The sequence below is a fragment of the Serratia sp. CY47280 genome, assembly GCF_052168655.1.
In the GTDB taxonomy this organism is placed as follows: Bacteria; Pseudomonadota; Gammaproteobacteria; order Enterobacterales; family Enterobacteriaceae; genus Serratia; species Serratia bockelmannii.
Genome location: NZ_JBJNMG010000001.1, coordinates 789468 through 806273 on the forward strand (window position 1 = coordinate 789468; position 16806 = coordinate 806273).

The 16806-nt window shown below is 59.1% G+C and carries 14 protein-coding genes; 5 read left to right on the plus strand and 9 right to left on the minus strand.

The window, feature by feature from the left end; translation table 11 throughout:
- Positions 1-76: 76 nt before the first annotated feature.
- Positions 77-3964: an ATP-dependent RNA helicase HrpA gene (gene hrpA, locus ACJ8J4_RS03770; protein WP_072070378.1), complete on the minus strand. Its 3888-nt coding sequence runs from the start codon at positions 3962-3964 to the stop codon at positions 77-79.
- A gap of 269 nt (positions 3965-4233) precedes the next feature.
- Here hrpA and azoR point away from each other — a divergent pair, with 269 nt between their 5' ends.
- Positions 4234-4839: an FMN-dependent NADH-azoreductase gene (gene azoR / locus ACJ8J4_RS03775; RefSeq protein ID WP_015377994.1), complete on the plus strand. Its 606-nt coding sequence runs from the start codon at positions 4234-4236 to the stop codon at positions 4837-4839.
- Here the strand turns inward: azoR and ACJ8J4_RS03780 are convergent.
- The 5 genes from ACJ8J4_RS03780 to ACJ8J4_RS03800 form a co-directional block, all read right to left on the minus strand.
- Positions 4836-4973: a hypothetical protein gene (locus ACJ8J4_RS03780; protein WP_421117533.1), complete on the minus strand. Its 138-nt coding sequence runs from the start codon at positions 4971-4973 to the stop codon at positions 4836-4838. The genes azoR and ACJ8J4_RS03780 overlap by 4 nt on opposite strands.
- The gene (locus ACJ8J4_RS03785) at positions 4958-5281 is read right to left on the minus strand and encodes a YdbL family protein (RefSeq protein ID WP_025302978.1); all 324 of its coding nucleotides are present in this window, start codon (positions 5279-5281) and stop codon (positions 4958-4960) included. Before ACJ8J4_RS03785 ends, ACJ8J4_RS03780 begins: the two co-directional genes overlap by 16 nt.
- An 8-nt stretch (positions 5282-5289) precedes the next feature.
- Entirely contained in the window at positions 5290-5487 is a 198-nt protein-coding gene (locus tag ACJ8J4_RS03790; RefSeq protein WP_025302979.1) for a YnbE family lipoprotein, read from the minus strand.
- Positions 5484-8096 carry a YdbH family protein gene (locus ACJ8J4_RS03795; RefSeq protein WP_442515989.1) on the minus strand — a complete coding sequence of 871 codons (2613 nt, stop codon included), beginning with the start codon at positions 8094-8096 and terminating at the stop codon, positions 5484-5486. The genes ACJ8J4_RS03790 and ACJ8J4_RS03795 overlap by 4 nt, the downstream gene beginning before the upstream one ends.
- Before the next feature lie 324 nt (positions 8097-8420).
- Positions 8421-9245, minus strand: a complete 825-nt coding sequence (locus tag ACJ8J4_RS03800; RefSeq protein WP_080287156.1) for a LysR family transcriptional regulator — start codon at positions 9243-9245, stop codon at positions 8421-8423.
- A gap of 139 nt (positions 9246-9384) precedes the next feature.
- Here ACJ8J4_RS03800 and ACJ8J4_RS03805 point away from each other — a divergent pair, with 139 nt between their 5' ends.
- The 3 genes from ACJ8J4_RS03805 to hslJ all read left to right on the plus strand — a co-directional run bounded on the left by ACJ8J4_RS03805 (position 9385) and on the right by hslJ (position 11288).
- Positions 9385-9675 (plus strand): putative quinol monooxygenase, encoded by a 291-nt coding sequence (locus ACJ8J4_RS03805; protein ID WP_025302982.1) that lies wholly within the window; start codon positions 9385-9387, stop codon positions 9673-9675.
- A gap of 141 nt (positions 9676-9816) precedes the next feature.
- Complete coding sequence (locus tag ACJ8J4_RS03810; protein WP_025302983.1) at positions 9817-10809, plus strand: 2-hydroxyacid dehydrogenase; 993 nt, start codon at positions 9817-9819, stop codon at positions 10807-10809.
- 50 nt (positions 10810-10859) lie between these two features.
- Positions 10860-11288 carry a heat shock protein HslJ gene (gene hslJ, locus ACJ8J4_RS03815; protein ID WP_337147103.1) on the plus strand — a complete coding sequence of 143 codons (429 nt, stop codon included), beginning with the start codon at positions 10860-10862 and terminating at the stop codon, positions 11286-11288.
- Between the two features lie 21 nt (positions 11289-11309).
- On the opposite strand, the gene ACJ8J4_RS03820 is transcribed toward hslJ, so the two are convergent.
- Positions 11310-11564 (minus strand): DUF333 domain-containing protein, encoded by a 255-nt coding sequence (locus ACJ8J4_RS03820; protein ID WP_015377999.1) that lies wholly within the window; start codon positions 11562-11564, stop codon positions 11310-11312.
- 499 nt (positions 11565-12063) lie between these two features.
- Complete coding sequence (gene ssmE, locus ACJ8J4_RS03825; RefSeq protein ID WP_025302985.1) at positions 12064-12396, minus strand: multidrug efflux SMR transporter SsmE; 333 nt, start codon at positions 12394-12396, stop codon at positions 12064-12066.
- A gap of 238 nt (positions 12397-12634) precedes the next feature.
- Here ssmE and nifJ point away from each other — a divergent pair, with 238 nt between their 5' ends.
- On the plus strand, positions 12635-16168 hold the full coding sequence (gene nifJ, locus ACJ8J4_RS03830; RefSeq protein WP_264383568.1) for a pyruvate:ferredoxin (flavodoxin) oxidoreductase: 3534 nt from the start codon (positions 12635-12637) through the stop codon (positions 16166-16168).
- 86 nt (positions 16169-16254) lie between these two features.
- Here nifJ and ACJ8J4_RS03835 read toward each other — a convergent pair whose 3' ends face one another.
- Positions 16255-16569, minus strand: a complete 315-nt coding sequence (locus tag ACJ8J4_RS03835) for a hypothetical protein (protein ID WP_025302987.1) — start codon at positions 16567-16569, stop codon at positions 16255-16257.
- Between the last annotated feature and the right edge of the window lie 237 nt (positions 16570-16806).

The following is a 16806-nucleotide window of genomic DNA, read 5'->3' on the forward strand; positions in this document are numbered from 1 at the left end:
GCGCCGTTGCTGTTTCTCTGCTCTGCGAATTTCAACTTGCGCTGCGCCGGCCGCTTGCCGGCCGGTGCGGCTGAGCTTAGCTCGAAAGCTGCTCGATAGTTTGCAAAATGCGCTTATCGGAGATCGGGTAAGGCGTGCCCAACTGTTGCGCGAACAGGCTGACGCGCAGCTCTTCTATCATCCAGCGCACCGCTTTTACTTCTTCCTCCTGCTGTCGCTTCGGCGGCAGCTTGTTCAGCCACTGCTGCCACGCCTGCTGCACCTGCTCCACCCGCAACATCTGCGCGCGATCGCGGTGCGGATCAATAGCCAGTTTTTCCAACCGCCGCTCGATCGCCTGCAGGTAGCGCAGCGTATCCGGCAGGCGCTTCCATCCGTTGCCAGTCACGAAGCCGCGGTAAACCAGCCCGCCGAGCTGGGTCTTGATGTCCGACAGCGCCAGCGCCAACGACATGTCCACCCGGCCTTTCAGCCGTTTGTTGATGTTGAAGACCGCCGTCAGGATCTGTTCAACCTGCTTGGCCACCTCGACGACCGTGTCGTTCAGCTCGGCGCGGATCTGCTCCTGCAGCCGTGCAAAGTCTGCTTCTTGCCAGACCGGGCCGCCGTGTTCGGCGATCAGCTTGTCGATGCCGCACGATATGCAGTCGTCGATCAGCTCCAGCACCTTGCCGTACGGGTTGAAATAGAGCCCCAGCTTGGCTTTGTTCGGCAGTTTCTCATGCAGGTATTTGATCGGTGAAGGAATATTCAACAACAGCAGGCGACGCGTGCCCTGCCACATCGCCTGTTGCTGCTCGCTTTCGCTGTCGAACAGGCGGATCGCCACGCTGTCCTTTTCATCCACCAGCGCCGGGTATGCCTTCATCGAATAGCCGCCGCGCTTCTGCTCGTAAAACGCCGGCAATTGGCCAAAGCTCCAGACATGCAGATTGCTCTGCTCCAGTCCGTCATCGGCCACCGCCGACAGCGTCTCCTGCACCTTCTCTTTCAACTGCAGGCGCAAGGCGGCCAGATCTTTGCCTTCGCGCAGCGTCTGGTTTTTCTCGCCCACCACGCGGAAGGTCATCTTCAGATGATCGGGCACCTGATCCCACTGCCAGTCATCACGTGACACGGTCACGCCAGTCATGCGCCGCAGCTCGCGCTCCAGCGCGTCCAGCAGCGGCAATTCCAGCGCCGTTACGCGGCCAAGGAACGCCTCGGCGTAGTTCGGTGCCGGCACGAAGTTGCGACGCACCGGTTTCGGCAGCGACTTGATCAGCGCAATCACCAGTTCACGGCGGATGCCGGGGATCTGCCATTCGAAGCCCTGCTCTTCCACCTGGTTGAGGATCGGCAGCGGGATGTGCACCGTCACGCCGTCAGCATCGGTGCCTGGTTCAAACTGGTAGCTCAGCCGCAGCTTGAGGTTGCCCTGATGCCAGAAGTTCGGGTAATCCAGCGCGCTGATCTTGTTGGCGCCGTCTTTGATCAGCATCTCTTTTTCGAAGTTCAGCAGATCCGGCTGCTGCTTGGCCGCGCTCTTCCACCAGCTGTCGAAATGACGGCCGGACACCACGTCGTTGGGGATGCGGCGATCGTAGAAGCCGAACAGCATTTCGTCATCCACCAGAATGTCGCGGCGGCGCGATTTATGCTCCAGTTCTTCCACCTCGGCGCGCAGCTTTTGGTTTTCGCGGAAGAAGGCGTGGCGCGTCTGCCAGTCTCCCTCTACCAGCGCATGGCGGATAAACAGCTCACGGCACAGCAGCGGATCGATGGCGCCGTAGTTGACCTGGCGCGCCGCAACGATCGGCAGACCAAACAGCGTGACCTTTTCGCTGGCCATCACCGCCCCCTGCGACTTCGACCAGTGCGGTTCGCTGTAGCTGTGTTTCACCAAGTGCTGAGCCAGCGGCTCGATCCATTCCGGTTCGATGCGCGCGGCGATGCGTCCCCACAGGCGGCTGGTTTCCACCAGTTCGGCCACCATGGTCCACTTCGGTGGCTTCTTGAACAGGCCGGAGCCGGGGAAGATCGAGAAGCGGGCGTTGCGCGCGCCGGTAAATTCCTGCTTGTCCGTATCCTTCTGGCCGATGTGCGACAGCAGGCCGGTCAGCAGCGCGGTGTGGACGCTGCGATAATCGGAAGGCGTGCTGTTGATCGGCAGCCCCAGTTCTTTCACCACCTGGCGCAGTTGGGTATAGATATCCTGCCACTCGCGCACCCGCAGGTAGTTAAGAAAATCGTTGCGGCACAGCCGGCGGAACTGACTGGAAGAGTTCGCCTTTTGCTGCTCCTGCAGATAGTCCCACAGGTTGACGAACGCCAGGAAGTCCGAGTCTTTGTCGGCAAAACGGCGGTGTTTTTCATCCGAGGCCTGCTGCTTATCCATTGGGCGCTCGCGCGGATCCTGAATCGACAGCGCGGCGGTAATGATCATCACCTCGCGCACGCTGCCGCTCTTCTGCGCTTCCAGCACCATGCGCGCCAGACGCGGGTCGATCGGCAACTGCGCCAGCTGCCGGCCCTGCGGCGTCAGCTGATAGTGGCCGTTATCGGCAGTGGTGATCGCCCCCAGCTCTTCCAGCAGACGCACGCCATCCTGAATGTTGCGCTTGTCCGGCGCCTCGACAAACGGAAACGCGGCGATGTCGCCCAGCCCCAGCGAGGTCATCTGCAGAATGACCGACGCCAGGTTGGTGCGCAGAATTTCCGGATCGGTAAACGCCGGCCGCGAGAGGAAATCCTGTTCAGAGTACAGACGGATGCACACGCCCTCCGACACGCGGCCACAGCGCCCTTTACGCTGGTTGGCGGAGGCCTGCGACACCGGCTCGATCGGCAGGCGCTGCACCTTGGTGCGGAAGCTGTAGCGGCTGATGCGCGCGGTGCCCGGATCGATGACGTATTTGATGCCCGGCACCGTCAGCGAGGTTTCCGCCACGTTGGTGGCCAGCACGATGCGACGGCCGTGGTGCGACTGGAAAACCCGGTTCTGCTCGCTGTTCGACAGGCGCGCATACAGCGGCAGCACCTCGGTGTGAGGCAAATTGAGGCGGTTCAAAGCGTCGGCGGTATCGCGGATCTCGCGCTCGCCGCTCATGAAGATCAGAATGTCACCCGGCCCTTCGCGCCCAAGCTCGTCCACCGCATCGAAAATCGCCTGCAGCTGGTCGCGGTCGGTATCATCGCCGTCGTCCACCACCGGGCGGTAACGCACCTCCACCGGGTAGGTGCGGCCGGAAACCTCGATGATCGGCGCATTGTTGAAGTGGCGCGAGAAACGCTGCGGATCGATGGTCGCCGAGGTGATGATCACCTTGAGATCCGGGCGCTTCGGCAGCAGTTCGCGCAGGTAGCCGAGAATAAAGTCGATATTCAGGCTGCGCTCGTGCGCTTCATCGATGATCAACGTGTCGTACTGCATCAGCAGGCGATCCTGCTGAATCTCCGCCAGCAAGATACCGTCAGTCATCAGCTTGACCAGGGTGTTTTCCCCCACCTGATCGTTGAAGCGCACCTTGTAGCCCACGCTGCCGCCGAGCGGGGTTTCCAGCTCGTCGGCGATGCGGTTGGCGACGGTGCGCGCCGCCAGGCGGCGCGGCTGGGTATGGCCGATCAGCCCTTTCACCCCACGCCCCAGCTCCAGACAGATCTTCGGCAACTGGGTGGTTTTTCCCGAGCCGGTCTCCCCGGCGACGATCACCACCTGGTGGTCGCGGACAGCGTTTAAGATGTCCTGCTTTTTTTGGCTGACCGGCAGGCTTTCCGGATAGGTAATGCGCGGGCAAGACGCGGCGCGCGCCTGCACTTTTTGCCGCGCCGTCGCGATGTCGCTTTCCACGTCGGCGGCGACCGCCAGCTGGGCATCGGGATTTTTGATTTTTCGTGCGCCCTGCAGGCGACGACGCAGGCGTTGTTGATCGCGGAGCATCAGCTCGCCCAGTTGGGCCGGCAGTGCCTCGAGCGGAGATTTCACGTTCGGTGTTCCTTGTTTCTTCGCCGCCAAGGCCAGGCTTGGCAACGGTTTAATGTTTTTTTAGCGATTTTTTTGCTTTAGCCGCACAGCCTATCACAAACGGCTTTCTCCCCCTACTTCCGCGAGTAAAGCGTCGCCATGTCATTCAATAAAATTGAACGGAGATCTCGAAATATTGCGCTATCACTGTTGGGGGAATGTGAATAGCATGTACTTCATGCAAGGGACGCTGAGTCCTGATGTCACTGTCACAACGTAAGGAATTATCGATGAGCAACGTATTGGTTCTGAAATCAAGCATCCTGGCGACCTACTCTCAGTCTAACCAACTGGCCGATTTCTTCGTAGAGCAATGGAGCAACGCCCACAGCGGCGACACCATCACCGTGCGCGATCTGGCCGCACAGCCAATCCCGGTGCTGGACGGTGAACTGGTCGGCGCGCTGCGTCCTTCCGATGCTCCGTTGACTCCACGTCAACAAGAAGCGCTGGCCCTGTCGGACGAGCTGATCGCCGAACTGCAGGCCAATGACGTCATCGTGATTGCCGCACCGATGTACAACTTCAACATTCCGACCCAGCTGAAAAACTATTTCGACCTGGTTGCCCGCGCCGGCGTGACCTTCCGTTACACCGAAAACGGTCCGGAAGGCCTGGTGAAAAACAAACGCGCCGTGATCCTGACCAGCCGCGGCGGCATCCATAAAGGCACCCCGACCGACCTGGTAGAACCTTACCTGCGTCTGTTCCTGGGCTTCATCGGCATCACCGACGTGGAGTTCGTCTTCGCGGAAGGCATCGCCTATGGCCCGGAAGTGGCGACCAAAGCACAGGAAGACGCCAAGGCGGCCCTGTCTCAGGTGGTTGCTGCCTAAGACCCTGCGCAGGGGCGCCGAGCCCCTGCCGGACAAGAGGAAAGTCCTGTCAAACCTGCACTACCCTCATAATAATCATCTATCCGTATCTTTTGGCGCGCCAGACGGCGCGCTTTTTTTATTTCTTCAGCCACTGCCCGTTGATGCCGCGCACATACTCGCCGCTCTGCGCCCGCGTCACCAGCTTCTGCCCGGCCATGCGCGCCACTTCGTCGACGGCGATATGGTTGCCGTTCGCCACTTCCTGATACTTCTCGGCGCGGCCGGCGTTGATGCGTTTCACCAGCGCCAGGGTTTCCGCGTCCTGCTTCACCGGCGCGATGTAGCCGCTCAGGGTTTCACCTACCCGCCCTTGCTGCTTCGCCTCATCCAGCGTCAACGCCATCGCCATGCCACTGAACAACCAGGCGGCGCCGGCCAGCCACAAATAACGTTTTTTCATGTCGGCTCCTAGAACAGACCGCTTTGGGTTTTCAGCAGGTTTTCGACGTCCTTATCCACCTTGATATGAATTTCATGCTCGATCTTGACGTTCATATTGATGGTGATCGGATCCTTCGGCGTCGCCACCTCGATGCGCGGCACGCAGCCGCTCAGCAGCGAAACGCACAGCACCGCTGCCAGCGTCGACACACTCATGATTTTCATTGTTGCTCCCCAGGTTGTGAGAGGGCCTGCTCCAGCCACTCCTGTAAATTGTCGCCGAAGCGCAAACTGCGCCACAGCTGAAACACGTTTTCCTGATGGCGATAGTTCAGGATCACCTCGCGCTTGGCGCTTTTCTGCGGGTTGATGCCGTCGATGCGCGCGCTTAGCGTCAACTCGCCCAGGTTGTTGAGATCGACCCGGGCATGCGAACGGTTGATTTCCATGTAGCGCAGCCAGTCGATCGCCGCGCCGGTCGCCAGGTTATTGCTGCCGATGGCGTCGGCCATGTCTTTGTCCAGGCGCAGCGTCAACGTGCCGGCGTTGGCGATCCAGCCGTTTTGCACCAACCACTTCGGATGGTTCAGGAACAGCGGCAGCTCGCCGTCGACCCGGCCGGACATGGCGAACTGCTTCGGTTTCAGGGCGGTAAACAGCGCGCTGAGATCGACCTTATCCAGCTTCAGTACCGCGGCGTCATGCTGCGGCAACCGCAGCGCCGACAGGCTGATATGCCCGTTGAGCATGTCCACGCCGACGTTGCTCAACGTCAGTGGCTGCCCTTCGCTATAAGGATAGGTGCCCTGCAGATCGGCGGAAATGTTCTGCATCTCGAACAGGTTGGTGAAAGACTTGATGCGCAGCGATACCGGCTGTTTAGCTCCCAATTGCCAGTGATGCTGCTTGAAACGGTACGACAGGATGAAATCCAGGCCGCTCATTTCGCCGTCTTTCAGCCACATGCCGCCGTTTTTCACCACCCAGTGGCCACCGGCCTCGAACCCTTGTTCACGGGCGGCGGAAAACGCCGACTGCGCGTAAAACTCGCCGTCGCGCAGCGTGAGATTGAGATCCGGTGCCAACAGCGGTTGGAAGACCTTCAGCGACTGTTTCGGCCACCAGCCTTCGCCGCGCAGACGTTCGCCGTCCCAACGGCCGCGCAGCGCGATCGGCCCGATCTGTTGCGCCTGCAGCTTGCCCTGCAGCTGGAAACTGTCCGGCGAACGGCCGTTCACCTGCAGCGCCAGCACCGGCGCCGGCAGATAGCCACCGTCGCTGAAGCTGACCTTATCCGCCGCCAGCTGGAATTCGCCGTTGAACTGCGGGCTTTGTTCATCACGCTGCCAGCGCAGCGGCTGGTTGAGGCTCAAGCGCGGCGCGGCGACCGTCACCAGACCGTACTTCAATTTGTCGAAACCGGTGGAGAGCTTGTCGAGCACCAGCTCGCTGTCCTGCCAACGACCGCTGCCGGCGACGTCCCAGGCGGCCTGCAGCGGCGGCAACCGGCCGTTGCCCCAGTAACGCCACTGCCAGTCGCCCTTGTCCGGCCAGAAATCCTGCGCCTGGCCGTCCAGGTGGAGCTTGAAACGCCCCCAATAACTGTCGCTGGCGCTCAAAATCGCCTGCAGGCGGCCGGTGATGCCGGCGGCGGTCACCTTCACGCCGGCCAGCGGTAGACGCGCCTCTTCCAGCGTCATTTCCGGCGTCACTTTGCCCCACAGACGCAGCAGCGAACCTGGCTGCAGAACCAGCGTCGGGTTAAGAATGCTGCCGCCGATCACGCCCGGGATCGACGCGGTGGTGGAGAAATCGGCCAGATTGGCCTGCCCGGTCAGTTGGAAGCGCAGATCGCTGTCGGTCAACCCCACCTTGCCCGGCCCGAGGGTGAGCACCGCATTACCCTTGCCGTTGTGGCCGGCGGTGATCACGTTCAGCCGCGCGCTGATCTCCGTTTCATCCAATCCCTTGCTCCAGTCGTGCAGCGCGATGCTGAGGCCGCCGTTCAACGGCTGTCCGCTGTAGGGCCAACGCCACTCGCCCTGCTTGATGCTGACCCGCTGCGGGGTCACTTCCCACGGCAGCACCGCCAGCGGCCGATCGTCGCCTTTCTCGCTCACCGTCAACACGCCCTGCTGCTGTTGCCAGCGCATATCCAGCAAAACCGGTTTTTCCAGATAGGCCGTCTGCATTTCACCCTGCAACGCGCCCTGCTTCGGCAGGCTGGCCAGATCCAGCGGGAGAGTTATCTTACCGGCTAGGTGCAGCGGTTGCGCGCTGTTGGGCGGGACGACGGTCAGACTCTGCAACGTCAGCTGCTGTTTTTCATCCAGCCGCGCCTCGGCGCTGAGATTCGGTCCCCGATAATGCAGACGTTGCCCGTCGGGGCTGGAGGAAAGCTGCAGCTTGCCGGCATAGCGCTGCCAGGGAATAAGCGTCAGATCATTAATGGTGAGATCCAGCGCAGGCAGTTGCCGCTGCAATTGATCGAGCGCCAGCGGCGCGCTGTTGGCGTCGCCGCCCGGCAGTTTTGACAAACAGGCGCTATCGACGCTGACCTTATCGCTCGACAGCTGCCAGCGGCCTTGGCGGTAAGCCAGCCGCGTCGGACCGACGTTGGCCAGCAGGCAATCTTGCGCGGTGAAACGTGCCCCCGGCAACGCCAGGCCGCCTTGGCGCCAATGCAACTTGCCCTGTAACTCAAGTCGGCTTCCCGCCGGCAACCAATGCGATAACACCCCCGGCAGCCAGCGCGGCAAAGTTTGCCATAACGCCAGCACCAGAATTGCACAGCCCGCCACGGTCCCTATGAATACTTTCAATCGCCTGGTCATTAAATGATTGCTTCGTTCCTGAGTTAGGCATTGGTTAAGTCTATGCCTGAATTGACAATAATGATGGCACGAATTTGACATAGGGTGAAGCTGAGCGGGGTCGCAAAGGCGATTTGCACCTTTTTAGCGCAAACGTGTGCGAAGTTGTAGATTTTCGTTACATATACATCACATAAATAGGACGGTTTTCAGACTTTTGTTATTGTCGTTACCGTTGATGATTAATAGTCTTGCAACCATTCTAATAAAAGTTTAGCTGCTAGCTAACTGTGTACTAGAGAAGCCATTCCCCACACCCCCGTGGGGATTTTTTTGCCGCTAATTTCAAATCACGGCCTCAATAAAAGCCTGTACTATGCGGCTGTCGCTCGCTTTACGCCAGATAGCATAAATATCGCTGCGCATTTCATTCCCGCACTCGGTATACGCAACCTCCCGCTGTCGCGCCAGGCTCTCAGGGACAAACGCATACCCCAACCCCGCGCTTACGCAGGCGAATATCACGTCATAGCATTCCACCTCCAGCAGCGCGGCGGGGATCACTTGCTGCTTTTGCAGCCAGGCGTCCACCAGATGGCGATAGTGGCATTGACGCGAATAAACATAGAGATCGCTTTTTGCCAACAACGCTGGCTGATACGCCCCGCCAATGAAGACCAAACGCTCCTGAAAAGCACGCCGGCTCTGCAGCTGCGGATGTTCTATCGGCCCATCTGAAAACACCACGTCCAGAGTTCCTTTTTGCAATTGAAACTCCAGATCCAGCGAATAGCCCTGCACCACACTCAACTGAACGCGGCGGTTCTGCGCACGGTAATGCGCCAACTTTTGCGGCAGATGATGACTCAAGGCGATATCCAGCGCGCCAAGCTTCAGTTCACCCTGCACCGGATCCTGTTCAAGCTGCGCTCGCGCCCGCTCTTCGATAGCCAAAAAGCGCTTGGCTTTATGGTAAAGCGCCCGACCTTCCGGTGTGAGCGACAGTCGATTGCGCTCACGATCAAATAGCGTAACGCCACACGCCATTTCCAACTCTTTTAATTTCTTGGTCACGTTAGAGGGCACGCAAAACAGCCTCTCAGCCGCTGCCGTGAGACTCTCTGACTCAACCACCATGCAAAAGGTCACCAACTGAGCACGTTTCAACATCACAAACCTTCACCAAAAATGAATATTATCGGAACTTTATTTCACTTTTAGTCAACCATCAAGTCCGTAGAATCCTCGCAGTCAGCACATTGCTGCCACCTGGAAATTCCAGTTTCATTATCGACTGAGGAAATAAACCATGATCACGCTCAATGTCTTTTTTCAGGTCAATCCGGCCAAACGCCCCGCGTTTCTCAGCCTGCTCAACACCATGGTGCAGGAATCCAATAAAGAAACCGGCTGCTCTTTTTACCAGCTTTGGCAATGCCAGAACGATGAAAACAGCTACGCGCTGATCGAAAACTGGGACGATAAGGCGGCGCTTTCGGCACACCAGAAAACCCCGCATTGGGTCGCCTTTAACGATGCCGTCAACGGGTACTTGACCCATGACTACGATGAGCATCATTACACGGAAATCGCTCGCTAACATCGCGTGAACCGGCCCTATGGGGCCGGTTTCATCCTCTTGGTTGACCGAACAAACCCCACGCTGGCCAAACCGCTAACCAATTGTCGAATTTACTAAAATCTGTTAAATTGATCACAAAATCACGGTGGAGAAACCACGATGAAATTGGCGATATACAGTACCAAACAGTATGACCGTAAATATCTCGAACTGGTGAATCAGCAGTTTGGCTATGAGCTGGAATTCTTCGACTTTTTACTCAGCAAAAAAACCGCCAAAACGGCCGCCGGTTGCAAGGCGGTGTGTATCTTCGTCAACGACGACGGCAGCCGTGAAGTGCTCGAAGAACTGGCGGCACTGGGCGTCGAGATCCTCGCCCTGCGCTGCGCCGGTTTTAATAACGTCGATCTGGACGCCGCCAAAGAACTGGGCATCAAGGTAGTGCGCGTGCCGGCCTACTCGCCGGAGGCCGTGGCAGAACACGCGGTAGGCATGATGATGTGCCTGAACCGCCGTATTCACCGCGCTTATCAACGCACTCGCGACGCCAATTTCTCGCTGGAAGGGCTGATCGGTTTTAACATGCACAACCGCACCGCCGGCGTGATCGGCACCGGTAAAATCGGCGTGGCGACGATGCGCATTTTGAAAGGCTTCGGCATGAAGCTGCTGGCCTACGATCCCTTCCCGAGCGAACAGGCGCTGGCGCTGGGCGCGGAATATGTCGACCTGAAAACGCTGTACGCGCAATCCGACGTGATTACCCTGCACTGCCCGTTGACGCCGGAAAACCACCATCTGCTGAATGCCGACGCCTTCGCGATGATGAAAAACGGCGTAATGGTGATCAACACCAGCCGCGGCGCGCTGATCGACTCTACCGCCGCCATCGACGCGTTGAAGCAGCAAAAAATCGGCGCGCTCGGGATGGACGTCTACGAGAACGAACGCGATCTGTTCTTTGAAGACAAGTCTAACGACGTGATTCAGGATGACGTGTTCCGCCGCCTGTCGGCCTGCCATAACGTGCTGTTCACCGGCCATCAGGCTTTCCTGACCGAAGAGGCGCTGACCAGCATTTCGCAAACCACGCTGCAGAACATCAGCCTGTTGGATCGCGGCGAAGCCTGCCCGAACCAGCTGAACGCCTGAGCGTAACTTCGGGGCGCCCTTGCGGCGCCCTGTTTATTTGAGAGAACGCAATGAGAAAAACCACGGTGGCCGCCCTTGCGACGCTGTTCCTAGGGGGATGCAGCATGAAACCACAGTCTACCGTCACACCCGGCGATCTGTTGCATCACAACTTCGTGTTGCAGAGCGTAGATGGTGAAGCGGCACAATCACGAACGGATGGCGGCCTGCTCAATTTGGAATTTGGCGAGAACCTGCATGTCTCCGGCGCGATGTGCAACCGCTTCTTCGGCCAGGGGCAGTTACGCGACGGCGTGCTGACGGTAAAACCGTTGGCCTCGACGCGCAAGCTGTGCCCTGATGAGCAGCGCAACCGCTGGGATCGGGTGATCGGCACCGTGCTCGAAAACGGCGCCGACGTGATGCTGAACGTGCAGCAACTGACGCTCAACGGCAGCGGCCACACGCTGGTTTATACCCTGCGCGACTGGGTGTATTGATCCGGGCCTGTCGCTGCGGGCTTACCCGGCGCAGCTGCCCAGGCCCAGCGTGCGTTCTTCGCACTGCTTGCCATTCGGCATTTGGCACATGCGCAGCGCTTCACCGTTCAGGTTATGCGCGATGGTAGTAACGCCGCCGACCGCCGCGCAACCGGCGCTGGTCTGCAACGTATTGATTCTGGCACTGTTGCCCTGCTGTACTGGCTCTTCGTTATTGCTGCTGCAGGCGGCTAAAAGCAGCACGGCGCTGGCAAGCAACCATTTTGATGTCGTCATTATCCCACTCCTGAACCCGGAACTGCGCTGTGTAAAATCGCCATTGCTGATAACGCGCGTCACTTAGCGGACACGTTTCGCTATCTTTGATGCAAACTTGTTTAATCTAGCTCGATATATAAATAATGAAAATATATTCCAGCCATTATTTGTCATTTTTTTGCACCGGCCGGACATTTATTTTGTTTGCAGAATATTTCCGCCCCGGCGCGATACGCCAAACGTGACAGCGCCACCCTGTGCCTGGCCCCGGCCGCACGCAGAAAGTGATAACGTCACCGCTGCTGACGAAGAGATTTCTCCCGCGATATCGGTATTCATTATCTTCACGTGCTTTCAGTGAGACGACGCATTTTTTGCTACCGGAGAGGACGATATTTGCGTCTATGCTGGCGGCGCTAAGTAATTAGCATTCCACTATTTTCAGTGAATGATGGCTGAATTCTTCAACCGGCGCGACTTGCTGTCACGCCGGCCTTTTTTCACATTAAAATAACACTCAGTGCACCGAGGCTTTAGACAGTAAATTAATCACCAGCACGCCGGCAATAATTAATCCCATGCCGACAATCGCTGGCCAATCCAATTTTTGCTGGTAAACGAATACCGCGGCGATCGACACCAGCACGATGCCCATACCCGACCAAATCGCATACACGATGCCCAGCGGCATGCTCTTGACCACCATCGACAGCCCCCAAAAGGCCACGCCGTAACCCAGCACCACCAGCAGCGACGGCCACAGGCGGGTAAAGCCCTCGGAGGCTTTCAACATGGTGGTGGCGATCACTTCCGCGACTATCGCCATCGTCAAATACATAAATGCGCTCATGATTTTCTTCTGTCAGTTTGCCGATGCGCAATTATGACGCGCCGGAAATAAATTGTCTTTAAACGGTCAAAACAATTTATTGCCACTGCATCTCATTCGGCGAGGAAATACGCCATTGACGATTTATCACCCGCCACACAAACGCGATAAAGCCACGTTCAAACCCTCTGTTAGACTTTTTCCCATTACTGCGAAAGTGTGCTTTCGCGGCTTTGTGAGCAATGAAAAGGTAATGTCGATGATAACTACAGATGGTAATAACGCAGTCGCTTCCGTGGCCTATCGCACCAACGAAGTGATTGCCATCTACCCTATCACGCCAAGTTCCACCATGGCGGAGCAAGCAGACGCTTGGTCCGGCGATGGCCGGCAAAACATCTGGGGCGATACTCCGCGGGTGGTGGAAATGCAGTCTGAGGGCGGCGCGATCGCCACCGTGCACGGCGCCTTGCAAACCGGCGCACTGTCGACTTCGTTCACTTCATCGCAGGGTCTGCTGCTGATGATCCCGACGCTGTACAAACTGGCCGGAGAGCTGACGCCGTTCGTGCTGCACGTCGCCGCCCGCACCGTAGCCACACACGCGCTGTCGATCTTCGGCGACCATTCGGACGTGATGGCGGTGCGCCAAACCGGCTGCGCCATGCTGTGCGCCAGCAACGTGCAGGAGGCGCAGGACTTCGCGCTGATCTCACAGACCGCCACTCTCAACGCGCGCGTGCCGTTTATCCACTTCTTCGACGGGTTCCGCACCTCGCACGAAATCAACAAGATCGTGCCGCTCAGCGACGATACGCTGCGGCAAATGCTGCCGCAGGCGGCGATCGACGCTCACCGCCGCCGGGCGCTGTCGCCCGATCATCCGGTGGTGCGCGGCACTTCCGCCAACCCGGACACCTATTTCCAGTCGCGCGAAGCCACCAACCCGTGGTATGACGCCACCGGCCAACACGTGATCGACGCCATGGCGGCCTTCGCCGCCCTCACCGGCCGCCACTATCGGCCGTTCGACTACTACGGCCACCCGCAGGCCGAACGCGTGGTGGTGGTGATGGGATCCGCCGCCGGCACCTGCGAAGAGGTGATTGACACCCTGCTGGCCCGCGGCGAGAAAGTCGGCGTGCTGAAAGTCCGGTTGTTCCGGCCGTTCTCCGCCAAATACCTGCTCGGCGCGCTGCCGGACAGCGTGCGCAACGTCGCGGTGCTCGATCGCACCAAAGAACCGGGCGCGCTGGCCGAACCGCTGTATCTGGACGTGATGACCGCGCTGGCGGAGGCCTACAGCCGGGGTGAGCGCGCCACGCTGCCGCGGGTGATCGGCGGCCGTTACGGCCTGTCGTCGAAAGAGTTCGGCCCGGACTGTGCGCTGGCGGTGTTTCGCGAGCTGGCCCAGCCGCAGTCGCGCCCGCGCTTTACCGTCGGCATCTTCGATGATGTCACCGGGCTTTCACTGCCGCTGAGCGACGAAATCCTGCCGCAGCGCGCCTCGCTGGAAGCGCTGTTCTACGGTTTGGGCAGCGACGGTTCGGTCTCGGCCACCAAGAACAACATCAAAATCATCGGCAACGCCACGCCGCTGTATGCGCAGGGCTATTTCGTCTACGACTCCAAAAAGGCCGGCGGCCTGACGGTGTCGCATCTGCGCGTCAGCGAGCAGCCGATCAATTCGGCCTATCTGGTCAGCCAGGCGGATTTCGTCGGCTGCCACCAGCTGCAGTTTATCGATAAGTATCAGATGGTTGAACGTCTCAAACCCGGCGGTACCTTCCTGCTCAATACCCCTTACGGCGCCGACGAGGTCTGGTCACGCTTGCCGCAGGAGGTACAGGCGCTGCTGTATCAACGCCAGGCGCGTTTCTATATCATCAACGCCGCCAAGCTGGCGCGCGAATGCCGGCTCGGCGCGCGCATCAACACCGTAATGCAGATGGCGTTCTTCCACCTGACGCAGATCCTGCCAAGCGACGTGGCGCTGCAACAGCTGCAGGATGCCATCGCGCGCAGCTACAGCAACAAGGGCCAGGAGATCGTCGAGCGCAACTGGCAGGCGCTGGGCGCCACCCGTGGCGCACTGATTGAAATTCCACTGCAGCCGGTCGACGACAGCAGCCCGATGCGCCCACCGGTGGTCTCGGACGCCGCGCCGGACTTCGTCAAAACCGTTACCGCCGCGATGCTGGCCGGGCTGGGCGATGCGCTGCCGGTTTCCGCCTTCCCGCCGGACGGCACCTGGCCGGTGGGCACCACCCAGTGGGAAAAGCGCAACATCGCCGAAGAGATCCCGGTCTGGCAGCCCGATCTGTGCACCCAGTGCAACCACTGCGTCGCCGCCTGCCCGCACTCCGCCATTCGCGCCAAAGTGGTTCAGCCGTCGGAGATGGAACACGCCCCCGCTTCCCTGCAGTCTCTGGATGTCAAATCACGCGATATGCGCGGCCAGAAATACGTACTGCAAGTGGCGCCGGAAGATTGCACCGGCTGTAACCTGTGCGTCGAGGTCTGCCCGGCGAAAGATCGCCAGAACCCAGAGATCAAGGCCATCAACATGGCTTCGCGCCTCGATAATCTGACGGCGGAAAAAGACAACTACGACTTCTTCCTGCAGCTGCCGGAAATCGATCCAGCGCAGCTGGAGCGCATCGACATTCGCACCTCGCAGCTGATCACGCCGCTGTTCGAATACTCCGGCGCCTGCTCCGGCTGCGGCGAAACGCCGTACATCAAGCTGCTGACCCAGCTCTATGGCGACCGTTTGCTGATCGCCAACGCCACCGGCTGTTCCTCGATCTACGGCGGCAATCTGCCGACCACGCCGTACACCACCAACGCCGAAGGGCGCGGGCCGGCGTGGGCCAACTCGCTGTTCGAAGACAACGCCGAATTCGGCCTGGGCTTCCGTCTGACGGTCGATCAACATCGCGCACGGGTGCTGCGCCTGCTGAATTCGCTGGCGCCGCAGCTGCCGGAGCAGTTGGTCAATGCCCTGCAGATGGAAGATGTGGCGCCGGAGCCGCGCCGTAAGCAAATCGCCGAACTGCGCACGCTGCTGACGAGTATTGAAGGTGAAGACGCACGCCAACTGGCGGCCGACGCCGATTACCTGGTCGATAAATCCATCTGGCTGATCGGCGGGGACGGCTGGGCCTACGACATCGGCTTCGGCGGGTTGGATCACGTCCTCAGCCTGACGGAGAACGTCAACGTGCTGGTGCTCGACACCCAATGCTACTCCAACACCGGCGGCCAGCAGTCGAAAGCCACGCCGCTCGGCGCGGTGACCAAGTTCGGCGAGCACGGCAAGCGCAAGGCGCGCAAGGATCTGGGCGTCAGCATGATGATGTACGGCCATGTCTACGTCGCGCAGATCTCGCTGGGGGCGCAGCTTAACCAAACGGTGAAAGCGATTCAGGAGGCCGAGGCCTATCCGGGCCCGTCGCTGATCATCGCCTACAGCCCGTGCGAAGAACACGGCTACGATCTGGCGCTCAGCCACGATCAGATGAAACAGCTGACCGCCACCGGCTTCTGGCCGCTGTACCGCTTCGATCCGCGCCGTAGCGCCGAGGGCAAGGCCGCATTGGCGCTGGATTCGCGGCCGCCAAACAGCAACCTGTCGGAAACGCTGCTGAAAGAACAGCGTTTCCGCCGCCTCAACGCGCAGCAGCCGGAGGTGGCCAGCGCGCTGTATCAGGCCGCCGAGAAAGAGCTGAAGGAGAAATACGATTTCCTCAGCCTGCTGGCCGGCAAGGCGGAAAAGTCCGCCGCTGAGTAACCCCCTCAGGGCGCGAGCGATTCGCGCCCTGTTTTTCACATACCGTTTGAATCAGCGGTGGGCCTCAATGCTCAGGGGTTTCACACTTAGCGAGCCGCACTTTTTTCTTTTATCCATTGGGCCATGACGCGTGCTGAGAACGGCTTATCCGTTTTAATCTCCGCTAAAGCGCAAACCTTGTCTTTGAACGTGGCGCCCAGCGAGAATAATTTCCCGTCATAATAACAATAAAGTGCATCTCCCTTATCCTTGCCATCAAGACGCTCTTTTTGCTCGCGCGGTACCAGTACCACGGTTTCGGTCGGTTCGCTCAGACCAACAGGTATCGTGTCAAACGCCAGTGCGTTTTCTGCGTAGGCAAAAAACGATGCGTAAAATCCAACAACAGCGATTCCTTTCATGCTCTCAGTGCCTCTCGAAGTAAGTTCTGTCTGAGATGAGACCTGCACCGCGAAACAACGTTCCCTCAAGGCCTTCGTTCAAATGACGGCGAAGGCTTTTAAGGGAAACCGATAAAGCGGCGAGCTGAAAAACCTGCTGGTATTCATCGCTACAATCCGTACCATACAGACCTCGCGTCGGGTGCGTGGCGGCTGGATGATGAATAATGATCAAAATCGGCCGGTTGAATGGTAAAC

Bases quoted from the DNA above. Each gene is read 5' to 3' on its own strand.
- azoR (WP_015377994.1), top strand. From the start codon at position 4,234: ATGAGCAACGTATTGGTTCTGAAATCAAGCATCCTGGCGACCTACTCT.
- ACJ8J4_RS03785 (WP_025302978.1), bottom strand. From the start codon at position 5,281: ATGAAAAAACGTTATTTGTGGCTGGCCGGCGCCGCCTGGTTGTTCAGT.
- ACJ8J4_RS03790 (WP_025302979.1), bottom strand. From the start codon at position 5,487: ATGAAAATCATGAGTGTGTCGACGCTGGCAGCGGTGCTGTGCGTTTCG.
- ACJ8J4_RS03795 (WP_442515989.1), bottom strand. From the start codon at position 8,096: ATGACCAGGCGATTGAAAGTATTCATAGGGACCGTGGCGGGCTGTGCA.
- ACJ8J4_RS03800 (WP_080287156.1), bottom strand. From the start codon at position 9,245: ATGTTGAAACGTGCTCAGTTGGTGACCTTTTGCATGGTGGTTGAGTCA.
- ACJ8J4_RS03805 (WP_025302982.1), top strand. From the start codon at position 9,385: ATGATCACGCTCAATGTCTTTTTTCAGGTCAATCCGGCCAAACGCCCC.
- ACJ8J4_RS03810 (WP_025302983.1), top strand. From the start codon at position 9,817: ATGAAATTGGCGATATACAGTACCAAACAGTATGACCGTAAATATCTC.
- hslJ (WP_337147103.1), top strand. From the start codon at position 10,860: ATGAGAAAAACCACGGTGGCCGCCCTTGCGACGCTGTTCCTAGGGGGA.
- ACJ8J4_RS03820 (WP_015377999.1), bottom strand. From the start codon at position 11,564: ATGACGACATCAAAATGGTTGCTTGCCAGCGCCGTGCTGCTTTTAGCC.
- ssmE (WP_025302985.1), bottom strand. From the start codon at position 12,396: ATGAGCGCATTTATGTATTTGACGATGGCGATAGTCGCGGAAGTGATC.
- nifJ (WP_264383568.1), top strand. From the start codon at position 12,635: ATGATAACTACAGATGGTAATAACGCAGTCGCTTCCGTGGCCTATCGC.
- ACJ8J4_RS03835 (WP_025302987.1), bottom strand. From the start codon at position 16,569: ATGAAAGGAATCGCTGTTGTTGGATTTTACGCATCGTTTTTTGCCTAC.